At 63.7% G+C, this 16634-nt stretch carries 13 protein-coding genes; 8 read left to right on the top strand and 5 right to left on the bottom strand.

Annotated elements, in window-relative coordinates; all coding sequences use genetic code 11:
• Window positions 1-301: 301 nt before the first annotated feature.
• Window positions 302-2515, bottom strand: coding sequence for a transglycosylase domain-containing protein (locus tag AC0L3A_RS15355; RefSeq protein ID WP_473254671.1), 2214 nt, complete (start codon window positions 2513-2515; stop codon window positions 302-304).
• Between the two features lie 166 nt (window positions 2516-2681).
• On the opposite strand from AC0L3A_RS15355, the gene AC0L3A_RS15350 reads away from it, so the two are divergent.
• Window positions 2682-3107 (top strand): DUF1330 domain-containing protein, encoded by a 426-nt coding sequence (locus AC0L3A_RS15350; RefSeq protein ID WP_007598167.1) that lies wholly within the window; start codon window positions 2682-2684, stop codon window positions 3105-3107.
• Between the two features lie 60 nt (window positions 3108-3167).
• Here AC0L3A_RS15350 and AC0L3A_RS15345 read toward each other — a convergent pair whose 3' ends face one another.
• The 3 genes from AC0L3A_RS15345 to AC0L3A_RS15335 form a co-directional block, all read right to left on the bottom strand.
• Window positions 3168-4394 carry an ABC transporter substrate-binding protein gene (locus AC0L3A_RS15345; protein ID WP_007598165.1) on the bottom strand — a complete coding sequence of 409 codons (1227 nt, stop codon included), beginning with the start codon at window positions 4392-4394 and terminating at the stop codon, window positions 3168-3170.
• 270 nt (window positions 4395-4664) lie between these two features.
• Window positions 4665-5891 carry an ABC transporter substrate-binding protein gene (locus AC0L3A_RS15340; RefSeq protein ID WP_473254669.1) on the bottom strand — a complete coding sequence of 409 codons (1227 nt, stop codon included), beginning with the start codon at window positions 5889-5891 and terminating at the stop codon, window positions 4665-4667.
• 135 nt (window positions 5892-6026) lie between these two features.
• The gene (locus AC0L3A_RS15335; protein ID WP_007598162.1) at window positions 6027-6470 is read right to left on the bottom strand and encodes a DUF1304 domain-containing protein; all 444 of its coding nucleotides are present in this window, start codon (window positions 6468-6470) and stop codon (window positions 6027-6029) included.
• 9 nt (window positions 6471-6479) lie between these two features.
• Between AC0L3A_RS15335 and AC0L3A_RS15330 the strand changes: the two genes are divergently transcribed.
• Window positions 6480-7010, top strand: a complete 531-nt coding sequence (locus AC0L3A_RS15330; protein ID WP_007598160.1) for a methylated-DNA--[protein]-cysteine S-methyltransferase — start codon at window positions 6480-6482, stop codon at window positions 7008-7010.
• Window positions 7011-7152: 142 nt separating this feature from the next.
• Here the strand turns inward: AC0L3A_RS15330 and AC0L3A_RS15325 are convergent, their stop codons facing one another.
• A complete protein-coding gene (locus AC0L3A_RS15325; RefSeq protein ID WP_007598158.1) occupies window positions 7153-9942 on the bottom strand; it encodes a [protein-PII] uridylyltransferase in 2790 nt (929 codons plus the stop codon).
• Window positions 9943-10129: 187 nt separating this feature from the next.
• Here AC0L3A_RS15325 and AC0L3A_RS15320 point away from each other — a divergent pair, with 187 nt between their 5' ends.
• From AC0L3A_RS15320 to AC0L3A_RS15295, 6 genes are all read left to right on the top strand, one after another.
• Complete coding sequence (locus tag AC0L3A_RS15320) at window positions 10130-11101, top strand: aliphatic sulfonate ABC transporter substrate-binding protein (protein WP_007598156.1); 972 nt, start codon at window positions 10130-10132, stop codon at window positions 11099-11101.
• 211 nt (window positions 11102-11312) lie between these two features.
• Window positions 11313-12158 (top strand): ABC transporter permease, encoded by an 846-nt coding sequence (locus AC0L3A_RS15315; protein ID WP_007598155.1) that lies wholly within the window; start codon window positions 11313-11315, stop codon window positions 12156-12158.
• 4 nt (window positions 12159-12162) lie between these two features.
• On the top strand, window positions 12163-12948 hold the full coding sequence (locus AC0L3A_RS15310; RefSeq protein WP_219679787.1) for an ABC transporter ATP-binding protein: 786 nt from the start codon (window positions 12163-12165) through the stop codon (window positions 12946-12948).
• A 70-nt stretch (window positions 12949-13018) separates the two neighbouring features.
• Window positions 13019-13528, top strand: a complete 510-nt coding sequence (locus AC0L3A_RS15305) for an OsmC family protein (protein WP_212303282.1) — start codon at window positions 13019-13021, stop codon at window positions 13526-13528.
• Window positions 13529-13594: 66 nt separating this feature from the next.
• Complete coding sequence (locus AC0L3A_RS15300) at window positions 13595-14404, top strand: hypothetical protein (RefSeq protein WP_007598151.1); 810 nt, start codon at window positions 13595-13597, stop codon at window positions 14402-14404.
• A 359-nt stretch (window positions 14405-14763) separates the two neighbouring features.
• Window positions 14764-16440, top strand: coding sequence for a methyl-accepting chemotaxis protein (locus AC0L3A_RS15295; RefSeq protein WP_007598150.1), 1677 nt, complete (start codon window positions 14764-14766; stop codon window positions 16438-16440).
• Window positions 16441-16634: the final 194 nt, after the last annotated feature.

Raw genomic sequence — 16634 nt, 5'->3', positions numbered from 1 at the left:
CACACTTACCCCATTTTTTGCCCGGGGGGGGGGGGGTTTCCCCCCTCCCCCCCCCCCCTCCCCCCCACCCGCCCCCCCCCCCCCCCCCCCCCCCCCCGATCCAGTATTCCAGAGACAGTTGTTATTGAATCGAGAAGCCGCGGCGTACTGGATTGCCCGCCTCCGCGGGGAATGACAGCGGCGCGCGCGATTCAAGCGTCTGTGCTGCCCGCGCAAGTCGTTGATTTCGTTATCCTCGGCTACTGTGCATGGGGTTGTTTTCGCAGTTTCGTTTTGAGGTCACGCGGACCTCAAGCAGAACCTAGCGATTTCCGCCGAACAGCCGGTCCATCAGCCAGCCATCGAGTCCTGCGGCTGCTTCCGGACGCGCATTGGCGCGCGTCGGCGGCGGACGATAGCCGCCGTTGCTGGCGGGTGCCGGTGCGGGCGCTGCCGCTGTTGGCGGCGACACTTGCGACGTCGCCTGCGCGAGGTTCGACAGACCCCAGCCACCGGGAGAGCTCGGCAAGGCTGCGACCGGCACGCCCTCGTGCGCCGTCTTCATGAAGCGCGACCAGACTTCGACCGGCAAGCCGCCGCCGGTCGCCTTCTTGGTCGGCGAGTTGTCGTCATTGCCGAGCCACACGCCGGTGACGAGGTTGGCGGTGTAGCCGATGAACCAGGCGTCGCGGTAGTCCTGGCTGGTGCCGGTCTTGCCGGCCGCCGGCCAGCCGGGGATCTCCGCCTTCTTGGCCGTGCCGCTGATCAGCGTTTCCCGCATCATCGCGTTCATCATGCCGACATAGCGCGGGTCGACCACCTGGTTGTGCTCGTCCGCCTGGCGCATGTAGAGCAGCTTGCCACTGAGCGTCCTGATCCGCGTGACGACATGCGGCGTCGCCGCGAAGCCGCCATTGGCGAAGGGTGCATAGGCGCCGACCAGCTCGACCATCGAGACTTCGGAGGTGCCGAGCGCGATCGAGGCGTTGGGCTCGAGTTTCGAGGAAATGCCGAGCCGGTGCGCGGTGCGCACCACGTTCTTCGGCCCGACCTCGAGGCCGAGGCGGATGGCGACCGTGTTGAGCGACATCGCGAGCGCCTGGGTCAGCGTCACCGCGCCGAAATATTCGTGCGTGTAGTTCTCAGGTTTCCAGCCCTTGACCTCGATCGGCGCGTCCTGGCGGACCGTGTCGGGCGTCAGCCCCTGTTCGAGCGCGGTCAGGTACACGAAGGGCTTGAACGAGGAGCCCGGCTGGCGCCTGGCGGTGACGGCGCGGTTGTACTGGCTCTCGGAATAATTCCGCCCGCCGACCATGGCGCGAACCGCGCCGTCCGGCGTCATCGCCACCAGAGCGCCCTGGCTGACATTGAATTTCACGCTCTTGGCCGCCAGCTCGTCGATGATGGCGGCTTCCGCCACGCTCTGAAGCTTCGGATCGATCGTGGTCTCGACCTTGATGCTCTCGTCGATCTGGCCGACCAGATCGTCCAGCACCTCGCCGATCCAGTCGGCGACGTAGTTGACCGTGCCGGCGCCGACCGGCTTCACATTGTAGGAGGGTTGGCCGATCGAGGCCTGCGCCTGCGCTTCGGTGATGAATTTGGCATCCGCCATCGCATTGAGCACGATTTTCGCGCGCGCTTCTGCGCCCTCGGGGTTGCGGTTCGGCGCGAGCCGCGAAGGCGATTTGACGAGGCCGGCCAGCATCGCGGCCTCCGCGACGGTGACGTTCTTGGCCGACTTGCCGAAATAGCGCTGCGCGGCGGCTTCGACGCCATAGGCGCCGGAGCCGAAATAGACGCGGTTGAGATAGAGCTCCAAGATCTCGTTCTTGGAATGCTTGCGCTCCAGCCAGATCGCGAGCTCCGCTTCCTGCAGCTTGCGCGCCATGGTGCGCTCCTGGGTCAGGAACAGGTTCTTCGCCAATTGCTGCGTCAGCGTCGAGCCACCCTGCGACACGCCACGATGGAGCACGTTGGTGACGAGCGCGCGCAGGATGCCTACGGGATCGATGCCGAAATGCGAATAGAAGCGGCGGTCCTCGATGGCGATGAACGCCTTGGGCAGATATTGCGGCAGATCCTTCAGCGAGACGTTGGCGCCGGCCATCTCGCCGCGTTGCGCCAGCATGCTGCCGTCGATGCCGACGATCTGGATCGTCGGCGGCCGCTTGGGGATCTCCAGCGACTGGATCGGCGGCAAATGAGCGCCGACATAGATCACGACGCCGATCACGGCGATCGCGCCCCACAGGCCCAGCACCGCGCCCCAATAGACGAGGCGGCCAAGGCTCGCGCCGATGCGTGACCTGGATCGCCGCTTGGCACTGCCGCGGCCGGCCGGCGCCTTCCGCTCGCGCGGCGGCTCGTCGCCGGCATCCTCGCTCTTGCGTTTGGCGGATGATTTCGTTGATTTCTTCGGCTTGTCATCGCCGCCAGGAATGCGGTCGGCCGCGGTCAAGCGCAGATCGGCGAGTGCCGCAGGCAAGCCGAACAATGGCTCCTTCCGCCCACCCTTTTTCTTTCCCAACCCCATACGCAAACGCCCGGTCAGCCCGCCCCGCCGCACGCTAGCGGTCGCTGTTTAAGGCCCGGTTACCCAGAGCTTAACGCGCGATTAGGAGGTGCGGCATTCGCTGGCCGCAGTTCCGCTGGTTTGCCGGCGGAGCTAGGATCGCCGGCATAAACAAGAGGGAGCACGCATGGGCCACATCGATCCGACCAAGGAGATTTTTTCGCAGTTCCGGGAGAACGACCGCCCCGGCCCGATCCACATGCTCAACCTGGTGCGCTTGCGCAAGGAGGCGGCCTATCCGGACGGCCGCAAGACGAGCGGCGCGGAAGCCTATGCGGCCTATGGCCGCGAGAGCGGCCCGGTGTTCGAACGCCTCGGCGGCCGCATCGTCTGGCAGGGCAAATTCGAGCTGATGCTGATCGGCCCGGAGACTGAGCGCTGGGACCATTGCTTCATCGCCGAATACCCAAGCGTCGCCGCCTTCGTCGAGATGATCCGCGACCCCGTCTATCGCGAAGCGGTGAAGCACCGGCAGGCCGCGGTGGAGGACTCACGGCTCATTCGGCACGCGGTGCTGCCGGTGGGAAAGAACTTTGGCGAGGTGCCGGATTGATTTTCCGTCATGGCCGGGCTGGCCCGGCCATGACGGCGTTGAGGCAGTTGCTTCCGAGAACTAACCCGCCGGACTCGCATCCTCAATGATCGGGCCGAACAGCTCCCAACGTTCGCCGTTGAACTTCATCATCTGAAGCTGCTTGTTGACGCGGTAGTCGGTCGGTGAGGTATTGGCCTTGATGCCGGGCAGCGCGGTGTCGCTGGTCACGTCCTTCAGCGAGGCGGCCTGCTTCATGACGTTCTCGCGCGTCAGGTCGTCGCCGCACTGCTTCAGCACATGGACCAGCAGCTGCGCCGTGCTGTAGCCGTAGGTGTTGAAGTTCGAGTCCTTGTCGCCATCAGGATAATACTTGGCCATGAAGTCGAAATACCTCTTAAGGCCGGCATCGTCCTTCCAGGTCGGATCGAGTGGTTCCTTGCCGTAATTGACGCTGATCAGGCCCTTGGCGGCGTCGAGGCCGGCTGGCTTCAGCACCGCGCCGACCGAGGTGGCGTTGATGTCAACGATCTGCACCGGATGCCAGCCCATCTCGGCGATCTTCTTGATCGCCTGCGCCGCCTGCTTCGGCGTGGTGGCGCTGAAGAACAGATCGGCGCCGGCGTCCTTGATCTTGAGGATCTGCGAATCGACAGTCGGATCGGAGACTTCGTAGGAAGCTTCAGTCACGATCATCTTGGCAGCTTTGTCGCCGAGACCGGCCTTGATGCCGTTCAGATAGTCCTTGCCGAGGTCGTCGTTCTGATAGAGCACGCCGATCTTGGCGTTCGGATGCTCCTTCAGGATGTACTGTCCGTAGATGCGGCCTTCGACGAAGTAGTTGGGGTTGAAGCCCATCGTCCACGGAAAGTTCTTCGGATCCGTGAACCTCGAGGCTCCGGTCGCCGCGAACAGTTGCGGCACCTTCTTCGAGTTGAGATATTTCTGCACGGCTGCGTTCACCGGCGTGCCGATGATCTGGAAGGTCAGCAGGACCTCGTCGCTCTCGACCAGCTTGCGAATCTGCTCCACGGCCTTCGGCGGCGAGTAGGCGTCGTCATACTGGATCAGATTGATCTTGCGGCCGTTGACGCCGCCCTGGTCGTTAATCATCTTGAAATAGGCGGCTTGGGTCTTGCCGATCGACGAATAGGCCGACGCCGGTCCAGAAAACGGCATCGTCTGGCCGACCTTGATCTCGGTATCGCTGGCACCCGGATCATATTTCTTCTGGGCATTGGCCGCCGGCATCGACAGCGCCAGGGTCAGCGCCGTTGCAGTGGCCAGATGCAGAATTCCATTCCTCATTCGCATTTCCTCATTGTTTATTGCCGGTGATCAATCGGGTGCGCTCATGCGCACCTGATGTCACCGCTGAGGGCGAGTGTGGATGAGGCGTTGTTGCAACGCAAGTTGGGCGTGCGCCCGCAGTTCGTAGGATACGCAACGTCTCAGTTCGTAGGGTGGGTTAGCCTTGCGGCTGCGCAAAGCGCAGTCCGCTGGGCGTAACCCACCACTTCTGTTTCCGCGGAAATCAAAAAGGTCGGTTACGCTGCGCTAACCCACCCTACCCAGTAACTAACCCGCTGGACCCGCATCCTCCATGATCGGGCCGAACAGCTCCCAGCGTTCGCCGTTGAACTTCATCATCTGCATCTGCTTGTTGACGCGGTAGTCGTTCGGCCCGGTGTTGATCTTGATGCCGGGCAGCGCGAAGCTCGGGGTGAAGTCCTTGATGTTGGCGACCTGCTTCATCACGTTCTCACGTGACAGGTCGTCGCCGCACTGTTTCAGCACTTGCGTCAGCAATTCGGCGACGGAATAAGCATAGGTGTTGACGGTATTGAGCTTGTCGCCTTCGGGGAAATACTTGTCCATGAAGGCGAAGAAGGCTTTCACGCCCGGATCGTCCTTCCACTGGGGATCGCCGGGCTCCTTGCCGTATTGGGTCGAGATGATGCCCTTGGAGATCTCGAGGCCGGCCGGCTTCAGCGTCGCCGAGATCGGGCTCGCATTGATGTCGAGAATGTGCACCGGCGTCCAGCCGAGCTCGGCGACTTTCTTGATCGCCTGCGCCGCGAACTTGGGTGTCGAGGCATCATAGAAAAGATCGGCGCCCAACGACTTCAGCTTGACCACCTGCGAGTCCACCGTCGGATCGGTGACTTCGTAGGAGACTTCGCCGACGATCATGCCGGCGGCCTTGTCACCGAGACCGCTCTTGAGGCCGGCGAGATAGTCGCGGCCCATATCGTCGTTCTGGTAGAGCACGCCGATCTTGGCGTTCGGATGCTCCTTGAGGATGTACTTGGCGTAGATGCGTCCCTCGGACACGTAGTTGGGATTATAGGCGATGGTCCAGGGATAGTTCTGCGGATCGTTGAAGCGCGCGGCGCCGGTCGAGGCCAGCAGCTGCGGGATCTTCTTGCCGTTGAGATATTTTTGCACGGCGGCGTTCGCGGCGGTGCCGATGATCTGGAAGGTGAACAGCACCTCGTCGCCTTCGACGAGCTTGCGCACCTGCTCGACCGTCTTCGGCGGCGAATAGGCATCGTCATACTGGATCAGATTGATCTTGCGGCCGTTGATGCCGCCCTGATCGTTGATCATCTTGAAGTAGGCGGCCTGGGTCTTGCCGATATTGGCGTAGACGGAATAGGGCCCGGAGAACGGCACGGTCTGGCCGATCTTGATCTCGGTGTCGCTCGCGCCGGTGTCGTATTTCTTCTGGGCGAGAGCTTGGTTGGCGGAGAACGCGAAGGCGAGCGCCGCCGTGGCAGTGATGAAGGCTCTGCGATTGCTCATGTGGGGTTGTTCCTCCTGACGGAATTTCCGACCGACGGTCTTGTCCCGTTGATTGCCAACGGTCGCCATCGCTGTCGCAGATTGTGGAGGAACGGCAGGCGACGCGCAAGGATCGCGGCGCCGCGCTATGGCGTCTCAGGTCAGGAACAAGACTGACAGTGCGAGCGCCGCCGGCAGCGCCTGCACCATCAGGATGCGCGTGCTAACGGTCGCTGCGCCATAAGCGCCGGCCACGATCACGCAAAGCAGGAAAAACGCCTTGATCTGGAACGCGAAGGCCGGATTGCCGTGCACCAGCCCCCATACCAGGCCTGCGGCCAGGAAGCCGTTATAGAGCCCCTGGTTGGCGGCCAGCACCTTTGTGATCGCTGCCTTCTCCGGCGTGTTGCGGAAGACCTTCAAGCCCTGCGGCTTGTCCCAGAGAAACATCTCCAGGATCAGGAAGTAAGCGTGCAGTGCGGCGACCAGCGCCACCAAAATATTCGCGATCCAGATCAAGTTGAGCTCCCCCAGCGTCAGCTTTCGGGTGGACGTTAGCACGGTGGGCGTGGCAAGTGCGATGGCGTGTTTCGATGCCATGGTGCTGCAATGCCCGCGCGACCGACCAACCCACCTGTAACCTTCGGCCTCGATCGGCTGGCGACGCCGATCGGGATTGCGCTGCTGGTCACCGACGCCGCGGGCGCCTTGCGCGCGCTCGACTGGGAGGATTACGAGCACCGCATGCGCGAGCTCTTGCGCCTGCATTACGGTGTGGTGGATCTGAGTGACCAACCCGCGCCCGCGGCCATGCGGACCGCGCTGTCGGGCTATTTCGACGGCGACCTCGGCCAGCTCTCAGGCATCGCCTGGCGCATCGCCGGCACGTCGTTCCAGCAGAAGGTCTGGAATGCGTTGACGCAAATCCCTGCCGGCACCACGATGAGTTACGGCGCGCTCGCTGCCAGGATCGACATGCCCAAAGCCATTCGCGCCGTCGGCCATGCCAACGGCTCCAACCCGATCAGCGTGGTGCTGCCGTGCCACCGTCTGATCGGCGCCGATGGTTCTCTGGTGAAGTATGGCGGCGGCCTCGCGCGCAAGCGTTGGTTGCTCCGGCATGAAGGCGTGGCGGTTTAGATATCCGCCTGTGGTCATTCCGGGGCGTGCGTAGCGCGAACCCGGAATCCATTTCTCCGCGTCACCAGTGGCACGATGGATTCCGGGTTCGCCGCTGCGCGACGCCCCGGAACGACGCGAGGAGAGAGGTGCGCAGCCGCCCTCACGCCGCCGGCTGAACCGCCTTGTCGCCGGCCATCACATGGGTCAGCGCGCTCTTGATCGCGGCCTGGCGTGTTGGCGCGCTGATCTGCGCGCCCAGGAGATCGGTGACATAGAACACGTCGCGGGCGCGCTCGCCGAAGGTCGCGACATGGGCCGAGGCGATGTTGAGGTTGAGCTTCGAGATCGCGGTGGTCAGCTCATAGAGCAGGCCGGGCCGGTCGAGGCCGGACATTTCGATCACTGTGTAGCGGTCGGACCATTGGTTGTTGATCGTCACTTCCGGCTCGATCACGAACGGCCGCGCCTTGCCGCGCACGGTGCGCCGCGCCACCACCTCGGGCAGACGCAGCTTGCCTTCCAGCACGTCCTCGATCATCTCGCCGATGCGCGTGGCGCGCCGTCCCTCGTCCTCGTCACGGTCGTATTCCCTGGAGATCGAGATGGTGTCGAGCGCGCGACCGTCGGTCGTGGTGTAGATCTGGGCATCGACGATGTTGGCGCCGGCCGAGGCACAGGCACCCGCGATGATCGACAGCAGCCAGGGATGGTCGGCGGCGAAGATGGTCAGCTCGGTGACGCCACGCACCTCGTCGAAGCCGACATTGATCGCAAGCTTGTGGCCGGCCTGCTCGCTGGCACGGACGAAGCGCGCATGGCGGATCTTGCGCGGCAGCTCGACCTTGAGCCAATAGGCCGGATAGTGCCGGCCGATATAGGCGTCGAGCTCTTCCGCCGGCCATTCCGCGAAGGCGTTACGGAATTCGGCGTATGCGGCCGTGAGGCGCTTGCCGCGGTCAACCTCCGAGAAGCCGCCCGTCAGCACCGGTTCGGTCTCGTAGTAGAGGGAGCGCAAGAGCTGCGCCTTCCAGCCGTTCCACACGCCCGGGCCGACGCCGCGGATGTCCGCGGTGGTCAGGATCGTCAAGAGCTTCATCTGCTCGACCGACTGCACCACGGCGGCGAAATTCTCGATGGTCTTGCGGTCGGAGAGATCGCGCGATTGTGCGACCGTGGACATCGTCAGATGCTCCTCGATCAGCCAGGCCACGAGCTCGGTGTCGGCCGGGCTGAAGCCGAGCCGCGGGCAGAGCCGTCGCGCCACCTTGGCGCCGGCGATCGAGTGGTCCTCGGGCCGGCCCTTGGCGACGTCGTGCAGCAGCGTCGCGATGTAGATCACGGAGCGATGCTCCGGCCGGATCTTGCGCATCAGGTCGCTCGCCACCGCGAATTCCTCGATGCCGCCGCGTTCGATGTCCTGAAGGAAGCCGACGCAGCGGATCAAATGCTCGTCGACGGTGTAGTGATGATACATGTTGAACTGCATCATCGAGACGATCTTGCCAAAGGCGCGGATGAAATGGCCGAGCACGCCGGTCTCGTTCATCCGCCGCAGCACGATCTCCGCGTTGTCGGACGTCAGGATCTCCATGAACAGCCGGTTGGCCTCGGGATTCTCGCGCATCTGCGCGTTGATCAGGCCAAGCGAACGCGTCACGTCGCGCATCGCGTCCGGATGGAAGGCGAGATTGTTCTTCTGCGCCAGGCGGAAGATCCGGATCAAATTGACCGGATCGTGCTTGAACACGTCGGGCGCCGCAACGTTGATGCGGTTGTTGTCGACGATGAAATCGTCGCTGTCGGGCACCCGCCGCTTCGCCGCGGTGGGGCGCAGCCGCGCCATCATCCGGCTCAGCACCGGCGCGGGCTTGGCCTGCTGGTCCTCGAGCTTGGCGCAGAGGATGGCAGTGAGGTTGCCGACTTCCTTGGCGACCAGGAAGTAGTGCTTCATGAAGCGCTCGACGTCCTGCATGCCGGGGTGCGAGGTGTAGCCGAGCCGGACCGCGATCTCGCGCTGAAGGTCGAAGGAGAGGCGCTCTTCGGCGCGGCCGGAGTAAAAGTGAAGATTGCAGCGTACCGACCAGAGGAAGTCGGCGCAGCGGCGGAAGGTGCGGTATTCCTGCGCGTCGAACACGCCGCGGTCGACCAGCTCGTCGGTGTCGCTCACGCGGTAGACGTATTTTGCGATCCAGAACAGCGTGTGCAGGTCGCGGAGCGCACCCTTGCCGTCCTTGACGTTGGGTTCGACCAGATAACGCGATTGACCGCCGCGGCGATGCCGCTCCTCACGCTCGGCGAGTTTGGCGGTGACGAACTCCGACGCAGTGCCTTGCACGACCTCCTTGTCGAAGCGGGCGACCAGCTCGTCATAGAGCGGCCGGTCGCCGGTAAGAAAGCGCGTCTCCAGGATCGCGGTGCGGATGGTCATGTCGCCTCGCGCCTGCCGGATCGACTCGTCGACCGAGCGGGTGGCGTGACCGACCTTCAGCCCCATGTCCCAAAGACAATAGAGGATGGCCTCGGCGACCTGCTCGCCCCAGGCGGTCTGCTTGTAGGGCAGGATGAAGAGCAGATCGATGTCGGACTCGGGAGCCATCAGGCCGCGGCCATAGCCGCCGGTCGCCACCACCGCCATGCGCTCGGCACCGCTCGGGATCGGCGAGCGGTAGAGATGGCGGGTCGCGGCCGAATACAGGATGCGGATGATCTCGTCCTGCACGTGGCACAGCCGCTCGGCGCAGCGCCGGCCGTGACGGTCCTTCAGCAGGATCGTCTGTGCCGCGGCGCGCGACGCAATCAGCTCGGCCTTGAGCAGTTGCGCCATGGCGGTGCGGAACGCGTCCTCGCGTCCCTGGTGCTTCTCGGCAAGCGCATCGACCGCGGCGGTGATCCGCGCGGTGTCGAAGCGATCGTCCACCTCGGCCTTGTGCTCAGTCGCGACGCTGTCCATGTCTCACCGGATATAAGAGGCGGCAGGCGCTGTCACCCGCCATTCTCTCGCAATAGTCGTTCCATGCTGGAAAGGTGCGGCTTTGGGTAAAGCTGTTCTCGGCCGGCGCGCTTTCGAGGGGCGGATTTTCTCGTTGACCTCTAGATGTAACTCATTGAAAAACAATGAAGTTTCGAGGAGGCCGGGCATGACCAGGATTACACGACGCATACTGCTGGCGGGAGCGGTCGCTCTTGCCGTGTCCCCCGCGGCGCGGGCGGCGGATCCACTCAAGGAAATCCGTATCGACTGGGCGACCTATAATCCGGTGTCGATGGTCCTGAAACAGAAGGGGCTCCTGGAAAAGGAGTTCGCCAAGGACGGCATCACCGTCACCTGGGTGCAGTCGGCCGGCTCCAACAAGGCGCTCGAATTCCTCAATGCGGGCTCGATCGATTTCGGCTCGACCGCGGGCTCGGCGGCGCTGGTCGCACGTATCAACGGCAACCCGATCAAGTCGATCTACGTCTATTCGCGTCCCGAATGGACGGCGTTGGTGACATCAAAGGATTCCAAGATCGCCGATGTGGCCGGCCTCAAGGGCAAGCGCGTCGCGGTGACGCGCGGCACCGATCCGCATATTTTCCTGGTGCGCGCGCTGCTTGGCGCAGGTCTCACCGAAAAGGACATCACGCCGGTGCTGCTCCAGCACGCCGACGGCAAGACCGCGCTGATCCGCGGCGACGTCGATGCGTGGGCCGGGCTGGATCCGATGATGGCGCAGGCCGAGGTCGAGGATGGCGCGAAACTGTTCTACCGCAAGGCCGAGGCCAACACTTGGGGCATCCTCAATGTGCGCGAGCAGTTTTTGAAGGACTATCCGGACGCCGCCCGCCGCGTGCTCGCCGTTTACGAAGAGGCGCGCAAATATTCGCTGGCGAATTACGACGAGCTCAAGAAGACCTTCATCGCCGTGACCAAGCTGCCGGAGCCTGTCGTCGACAAGCAGCTCAAGGAGCGCACCGAGCTCACTCACAGCCGCATCGGCGCGCCCCAGCGTGAATCGATCCTCGCCGCTGGCCTCGCACTGCAACAGGCCGGCGTCGTCGACGCCAAGGTCGATGTGAAGGCGACGCTGGATGCGTTGATCGACGACCAGGTGCCGTTGCCAACGAATTGAGGGGCTCTTTCCCTCTCCCCTTGTGGGGGAGGGTGCCTCGCGAAGCGAGGCGGGTGAGGGGTTCTTTCCTCACGATCAGTATTGCGAGCCGAGAGAACCCCTCATCCGGCGCTTCGCGCCACCTTCTCCCGCAAGGGGAGCAGGGAAAAGCAGCGGAGGGCGTGGCAAGAGTAGTGTTGCAATCTTGCACAAGACGCGCTTCCTACCGGCCATGATCTCCGACGCGCCAGTGCTGCAACAAACCGCGGAACCGGCTGAAGGCGCCGCCGCGCCTTCGCGGGTCTCGCGCTATGCACGGCCGATACTGGGTGTGTTGTTGCCGCTCACCCTCGCGCTCGGTTGGGAGTTCCTGGTCTGGCGCGGCTGGTCCAACGGCCGGCTGGTGCCGCCGCCCTCGCGCGTGTTCGCCACCATCACTGATCTTGCCCGCTCCGGTGAGTTGGTCCGTCACATCGCCGCGACACTGTGGCGCGTCGGTCTTGGTTTTGCGTTCGGCGTGGTCGCGGGCACCTTGCTCGGCGCCATCTCCGGCTATTGGTCGCTGGCGCGGCGGCTGCTCGATCCGACCGTGCAGGCGCTGCGCGCAATTCCATCGCTGGCCTGGGTGCCGCTGTTCATCCTCTGGCTCGGCATCTTCGAGACCTCCAAGATTGCGCTGATCGCGGTCGGCGTGTTCTTCCCTGTGTATCTCGGCGTGATGGGCGCGATCCTCATGGTCGATCGCAAGATCGTCGAGGTCGGTCGCACCTTCCGTCTCTCCGGACCTGCCATGATCCGCCGTATCCTGCTGCCTGCGGTGCTGCCGGCCTATGTCGTGTCCTTGCGCGTCGGTCTTGGTCTGGGCTGGATGTTCGTGGTGGCGGCCGAGTTGATCGGCGCGTCCGAAGGGCTCGGCTATCTCCTGCTCGACGGCCAGCAGCTCGGCAAGCCCGCGCAGATCCTCGCCGCCATCGTGATCTTCGCGATCCTCGGCAAGCTCACGGATTGGTTGATCGAGATCGCGGCTGCGCCCTTCCTGCGCTGGCAGGACGCCTTCGGGCGTACGACGGGAGCATAGGGCGATGCTGGCGCTCGATCGGGTCAGCAAGACCTATCCCAACGGCGTGCAGGCGCTGGCGCGTTTTTCCGCCGAGATCAGGCAAGGCGAGATCGTCGCCATCATCGGCGGCTCGGGCTGCGGCAAGTCCACGCTGCTGCGCGCCATTGCGGGCCTCGACCGCGCAAGCTCGGGCACGGTGACGCTGGACAACGAGGCGATCGCCGCGCCGCATGCCAAGATCGGCATCATCTTCCAGGAGCCGCGGCTGCTGCCCTGGCTCAGCGTCGCTGACAATATCGGCTTTGGTCTTGCCGATGGGCCCGCGACCGAGCGGCGTGAAAAGGTGGCGCGTGCGCTGGAGCGTGTCGGGCTCGCCGAGAAAGCGCAGGCCTGGCCGCGCGAACTCTCGGGCGGGCAGGCACAGCGCGTCGCGATCGCCCGCGCCCTGGTGCCGCAGCCCGAGGTGCTCTTGCTCGACGAGCCGTTCTCGGCGCTCGATGCCTTCACCCGCAGGGACCTCCAGGATCATCTGCTCGATCTCTGGGCCGACACGCGGCCGACGCTCATCCTCGTCACGCATGACGTCGACGAGGCCGTGGTGCTGGCCGACCGCGTGCTGGTGATGCGACCGCGGCCGGGCCGGCTGTTTGATCAGATCGAGATCAATCTCGGCCGGCCACGCGACCGCAATGCGCCGCTGTTCGAGAATTTCAAGCGAAGTGTGCTGACGTCACTCGACCGCTCGCTCGACCGCAACGTGCCCGACCGTGACGCAACCCAGGGTCCCGGTCAGGCCATGTGGTGGTGACAATTTCTCTCTGAGCCGGTACATCGCAAGCCGGTACTTCGTAGAGACGATTTTTCCGGGAGAGAACAAGATGGACGCCGCAGAACTGCGCCAGATGCAGGCCCCGATCAAGGAGCGCTACAAGACCGATCCCAAGACCGCGATGATCACGCTGAAGGCCAAGGGCTCGACCGACAGCGAAGGCATCGCCTGCAAGGTCGAGACCGGCCGCGCCATCGCAATGGCCGGCCTGCATCCCGCAACCGGCGGCTCCGGCCTCGAGCTCTGCTCCGGCGACATGCTGCTCGAGGCGCTGGTCGCCTGCGCCGGCGTCACGCTGAAATCGGTCGCGACCGCGATCGAGGTGCCCTTGAAGACCGGCAACGTCTACGCCGAGGGCGATCTCGATTTCCGCGGCACGCTCGGCGTCGACAAGGAGACCCCGGTCGGCTTCGCCGAGATCCGTCTGCGCTTCGAGGTCGACACTGATGCGCCGCAAGACAAGCTCGACCTGCTGCTCAAGCTGACCGAACGCTATTGCGTGGTCTACCAGACCATCAAGAACGGCCCGAAGGTTTCGGTCTCGATGCAGCGGATGTAGCGAGCGAAGGCCGCTCGCCCCACAATTAGTGTCGTCTCGGCGAAGCCCGGGACGACAAAGAAAAAAATGTCCCCCGAGCTCCACTTCATCCTCATCCTCGTTCTGCGCATGATGGTCGCGGCGGCGTTCGTCGTGACGGCGTCGATCATCACCGAGCGCTCAGGGCCGGTGATCGGAGCGCTGGTCGCGACCTTGCCGGTCTCGGCCGGACCATCCTACGTCTTCCTCGCGTTCGACCACGATGCCGCCTTCATCGTGCAGGGCGCACTGTCGAGCTTGCCGGTCAATGCAGCGACGATCTTCATGTGCGTTACCTATGTGGTGCTGGCACAGCGGCGTAGCCTTCTGGTAAGTTGCGGAAGCGCGGTCGCAGTCTGGATCGTGTTCGCATCGATCATCAAGCAGTTCGATTGGCCGCTCACCGCCGGGCTCGCCGCCAATCTGATCGCGTTCGGCATCTGCATTCCGTTGCTCGCGGGCTATCGCCACGCGAAGATGCCGCTGGTGACGCGGCGCTGGTATGACGTGCCGATGCGGGCTGCGCTGGTCGCGACCCTGGTCGCGATCGTCGTCTCGACCTCGGGCTGGGTCGGTCCCCGGATCAGCGGCATCATCGCGCTGTACCCGGTGGTGTTCTCCAGCATCATGGTGATCCTGCATCCCCGCATCGGCGGCCCTCCGACTGCTGCCGTGCTCGCCAACTCCGCCTGGGGCCTGCTCGGATTCGGCATGGCGATCGCCACAATGCACGTGGCGGTGGAATGGTTCGGTTCAGCCATCGGTCTTGGGATTGCACTCGCCACATGCATCGTTTGGAACCTTACTCTATGGGGGATCGGGCGCAGTACGTTGCACAAGGCGCGGCAAGCACCGTGACACTACGGACATGCGGCACGGCGTCGCCGGATTCTTCCGTAGCAAACTCGCCATGACCGATCACGAGACGCTTTCCTTCAAACCCCTGAAGGACCAAGGCCATTTCAATTCAGCGCGGACCGAGCAGCGTGTAAGGCGTGCCGTCGTACAGCTTTAGGCTGCTTTGTCGGCCATCGCCTTTCCCAGAATTCGTTAGCACTTTATTCGAGTCTTATAGGTATTGAATCATCTTGCGTACCCGCCTCGGTCTTCGCAACGCGAGTTTACCGGCGGAATTTTCGATTGGAATTCGGTGCGTGTGCCGCGCCGTCACGTCCCCTGATCCCGTCACGCAATTTCATGATTTTGGAGATTCACTGATGTTTGGTCGCAAGTCCCGCAACGACGCGGACGCTCAGCTCGCAGCCATCGGGCGCTCGCAGGCCATGATCGAGTTTGCCATGGACGGCACGATCCTTCACGCCAACGAAAATTTCTTGAATGCCCTCGGCTATTCCCTCGACGAAATCAAGGGGAAGAAGCACGCCATGTTCATGCCGGCCGATCAGCGCGATAGCGCCGAGTACAAGGCGTTCTGGGCCGCATTGAACCGCGGCGAGTATCAGGCAAGCGAGTTCAAGCGGATCGCGAAGGGCGGCCGCGAGATCTGGATCGAAGCATCCTACAATCCGGTGCTCGACGGCGACGGCAAGACGGTGATGGTCGCCAAGATTGCGACCGAAATCACCGAGAAGAAGATCCGGAGCATGACGGACGCTTCGAAGATCGCTGCTGTGGGCCGCGCCCAGGCCGTGATCGAGTTCAAGCTCGACGGCACCATCGTCACCGCGAACGAGAATTTCTGCAAGGCGCTCGGCTATTCGCTTGCCGAGATCCAGGGCAAGCATCACAGCCTGTTCGTGCCCCAGGCCGAGCGCGACGGCGCGGCCTATCGCGAGTTCTGGGCCAAGCTAAACCGCGGCGAATACCAGGCTGGCGAGTTCAAGCGCATCGGCAAGGGCGGCCGCGAGGTTTGGATTCTAGCCTCCTACAATCCGCTACTCGATGAGAACGGCAAGCCCTTTGGCGTCGCCAAGTTCGCCACCGACGTCACCGCCGAGAAGATGAAGACCGCCGATCTCGCCGGCCAGATCGCGGCGATCGAGAAGGCGCAGGCGGTGATCGAGTTCAACATGGACGGCACGATCATCACCGCCAATGCCAATTTCCTCGGTGCCCTCGGCTATTCGCTGGCGGAGATCAAAGGCAAGCACCACAGCATGTTCGTCGAGCCCTCGGAGCGCGATGGCAATGGCTATCGCGAGTTCTGGGCCGCGCTCAACCGCGGCCAGTACCAGGCGGCCGAATACAAGCGCATCGGCAAGGGCGGCAAGGAGGTCTATATCCAGGCCTCCTACAACCCGATCATGGATCTCAACGGCAAGCCGTTCAAGGTCGTGAAATATGCGACCGACGTCACGAAGCAGGTGCTGGTCCGCATGGGCAACGAGCGCGTCCGCAGCATGATGGAATCGGTCGCCGCGGGTTCGGAGGAACTGAACGCCTCAGTGCGGGAGATTTCCGAGGCCATGACCAAATCGCGCGAGACCGCGATGAGCGCGGTGGAGCAGGTCGCTTCCGCTGATGCCCAGGCCCAGCGCCTCACTGAAGCGGCGCTGGCGATGAGCGGGATCGTCGAGCTCATCAACAACATCACCGGGCAGATCAACCTCCTGGCACTTAACGCCACCATCGAATCCGCCCGCGCCGGCGAAGCCGGTCGGGGCTTTGCGGTGGTGGCCTCGGAGGTCAAGAGCCTCGCCAACCAGGCCAAGCAGGCCACCGACAAGATCGGCGCTGAGATCGGTAGCCTCAACGGTATCTCCGGAGACGTCGTCACCGCCCTGGCTTCGATCAAGACGGCCATCAGCAACGTCAGCGAATATGTGACGTCGACGGCGGCGGCAATCGAAGAGCAAAGCACGGTGACCAACGAGATGTCGACCAGCATGCAGCGCGCCGCAGCGGAAGCAGCGGCGATCTCGGCGAGGGCGTAGCCAGCGCTCGGAACGGTAGGGTGGGTTAGCGGAGCGTAACCCACCTCTTTAGTTTCTGCGGTGACGGAAGTGGGGGGGGTGGGGGGGGGGGGGGCCCCCCCCCCCCCCCCCAAAACGTAGGCAGCGTGGGGGTGAAAAAAAAAAACCCCGCCACAGCATAGGCCCGCGCCCAAAAGGCCCGGTGCAACCCCCGA

The sequence above is a fragment of the Bradyrhizobium sp. MI1.3 genome, from assembly GCF_055811695.1.
Note: the sequence above shows the minus strand (reverse complement) of the source record. Positions and strands in the feature narration are given on the sequence as shown.

Coding starts and splice junctions, on each gene's coding strand:
- AC0L3A_RS15310 (WP_219679787.1), top strand. CDS start 12,163: ATGCTGGCGCTCGATCGGGTCAGCAAGACCTATCCCAACGGCGTGCAG.
- AC0L3A_RS15305 (WP_212303282.1), top strand. CDS start 13,019: ATGGACGCCGCAGAACTGCGCCAGATGCAGGCCCCGATCAAGGAGCGC.
- AC0L3A_RS15355 (WP_473254671.1), bottom strand. CDS start 2,515: ATGGGGTTGGGAAAGAAAAAGGGTGGGCGGAAGGAGCCATTGTTCGGC.
- AC0L3A_RS15320 (WP_007598156.1), top strand. CDS start 10,130: ATGACCAGGATTACACGACGCATACTGCTGGCGGGAGCGGTCGCTCTT.
- AC0L3A_RS15345 (WP_007598165.1), bottom strand. CDS start 4,394: ATGAGGAATGGAATTCTGCATCTGGCCACTGCAACGGCGCTGACCCTG.
- AC0L3A_RS15295 (WP_007598150.1), top strand. CDS start 14,764: ATGTTTGGTCGCAAGTCCCGCAACGACGCGGACGCTCAGCTCGCAGCC.
- AC0L3A_RS15335 (WP_007598162.1), bottom strand. CDS start 6,470: ATGGCATCGAAACACGCCATCGCACTTGCCACGCCCACCGTGCTAACG.
- AC0L3A_RS15330 (WP_007598160.1), top strand. CDS start 6,480: ATGCCCGCGCGACCGACCAACCCACCTGTAACCTTCGGCCTCGATCGG.
- AC0L3A_RS15300 (WP_007598151.1), top strand. CDS start 13,595: ATGTCCCCCGAGCTCCACTTCATCCTCATCCTCGTTCTGCGCATGATG.
- AC0L3A_RS15340 (WP_473254669.1), bottom strand. CDS start 5,891: ATGAGCAATCGCAGAGCCTTCATCACTGCCACGGCGGCGCTCGCCTTC.
- AC0L3A_RS15325 (WP_007598158.1), bottom strand. CDS start 9,942: ATGGACAGCGTCGCGACTGAGCACAAGGCCGAGGTGGACGATCGCTTC.
- AC0L3A_RS15350 (WP_007598167.1), top strand. CDS start 2,682: ATGGGCCACATCGATCCGACCAAGGAGATTTTTTCGCAGTTCCGGGAG.
- AC0L3A_RS15315 (WP_007598155.1), top strand. CDS start 11,313: ATGATCTCCGACGCGCCAGTGCTGCAACAAACCGCGGAACCGGCTGAA.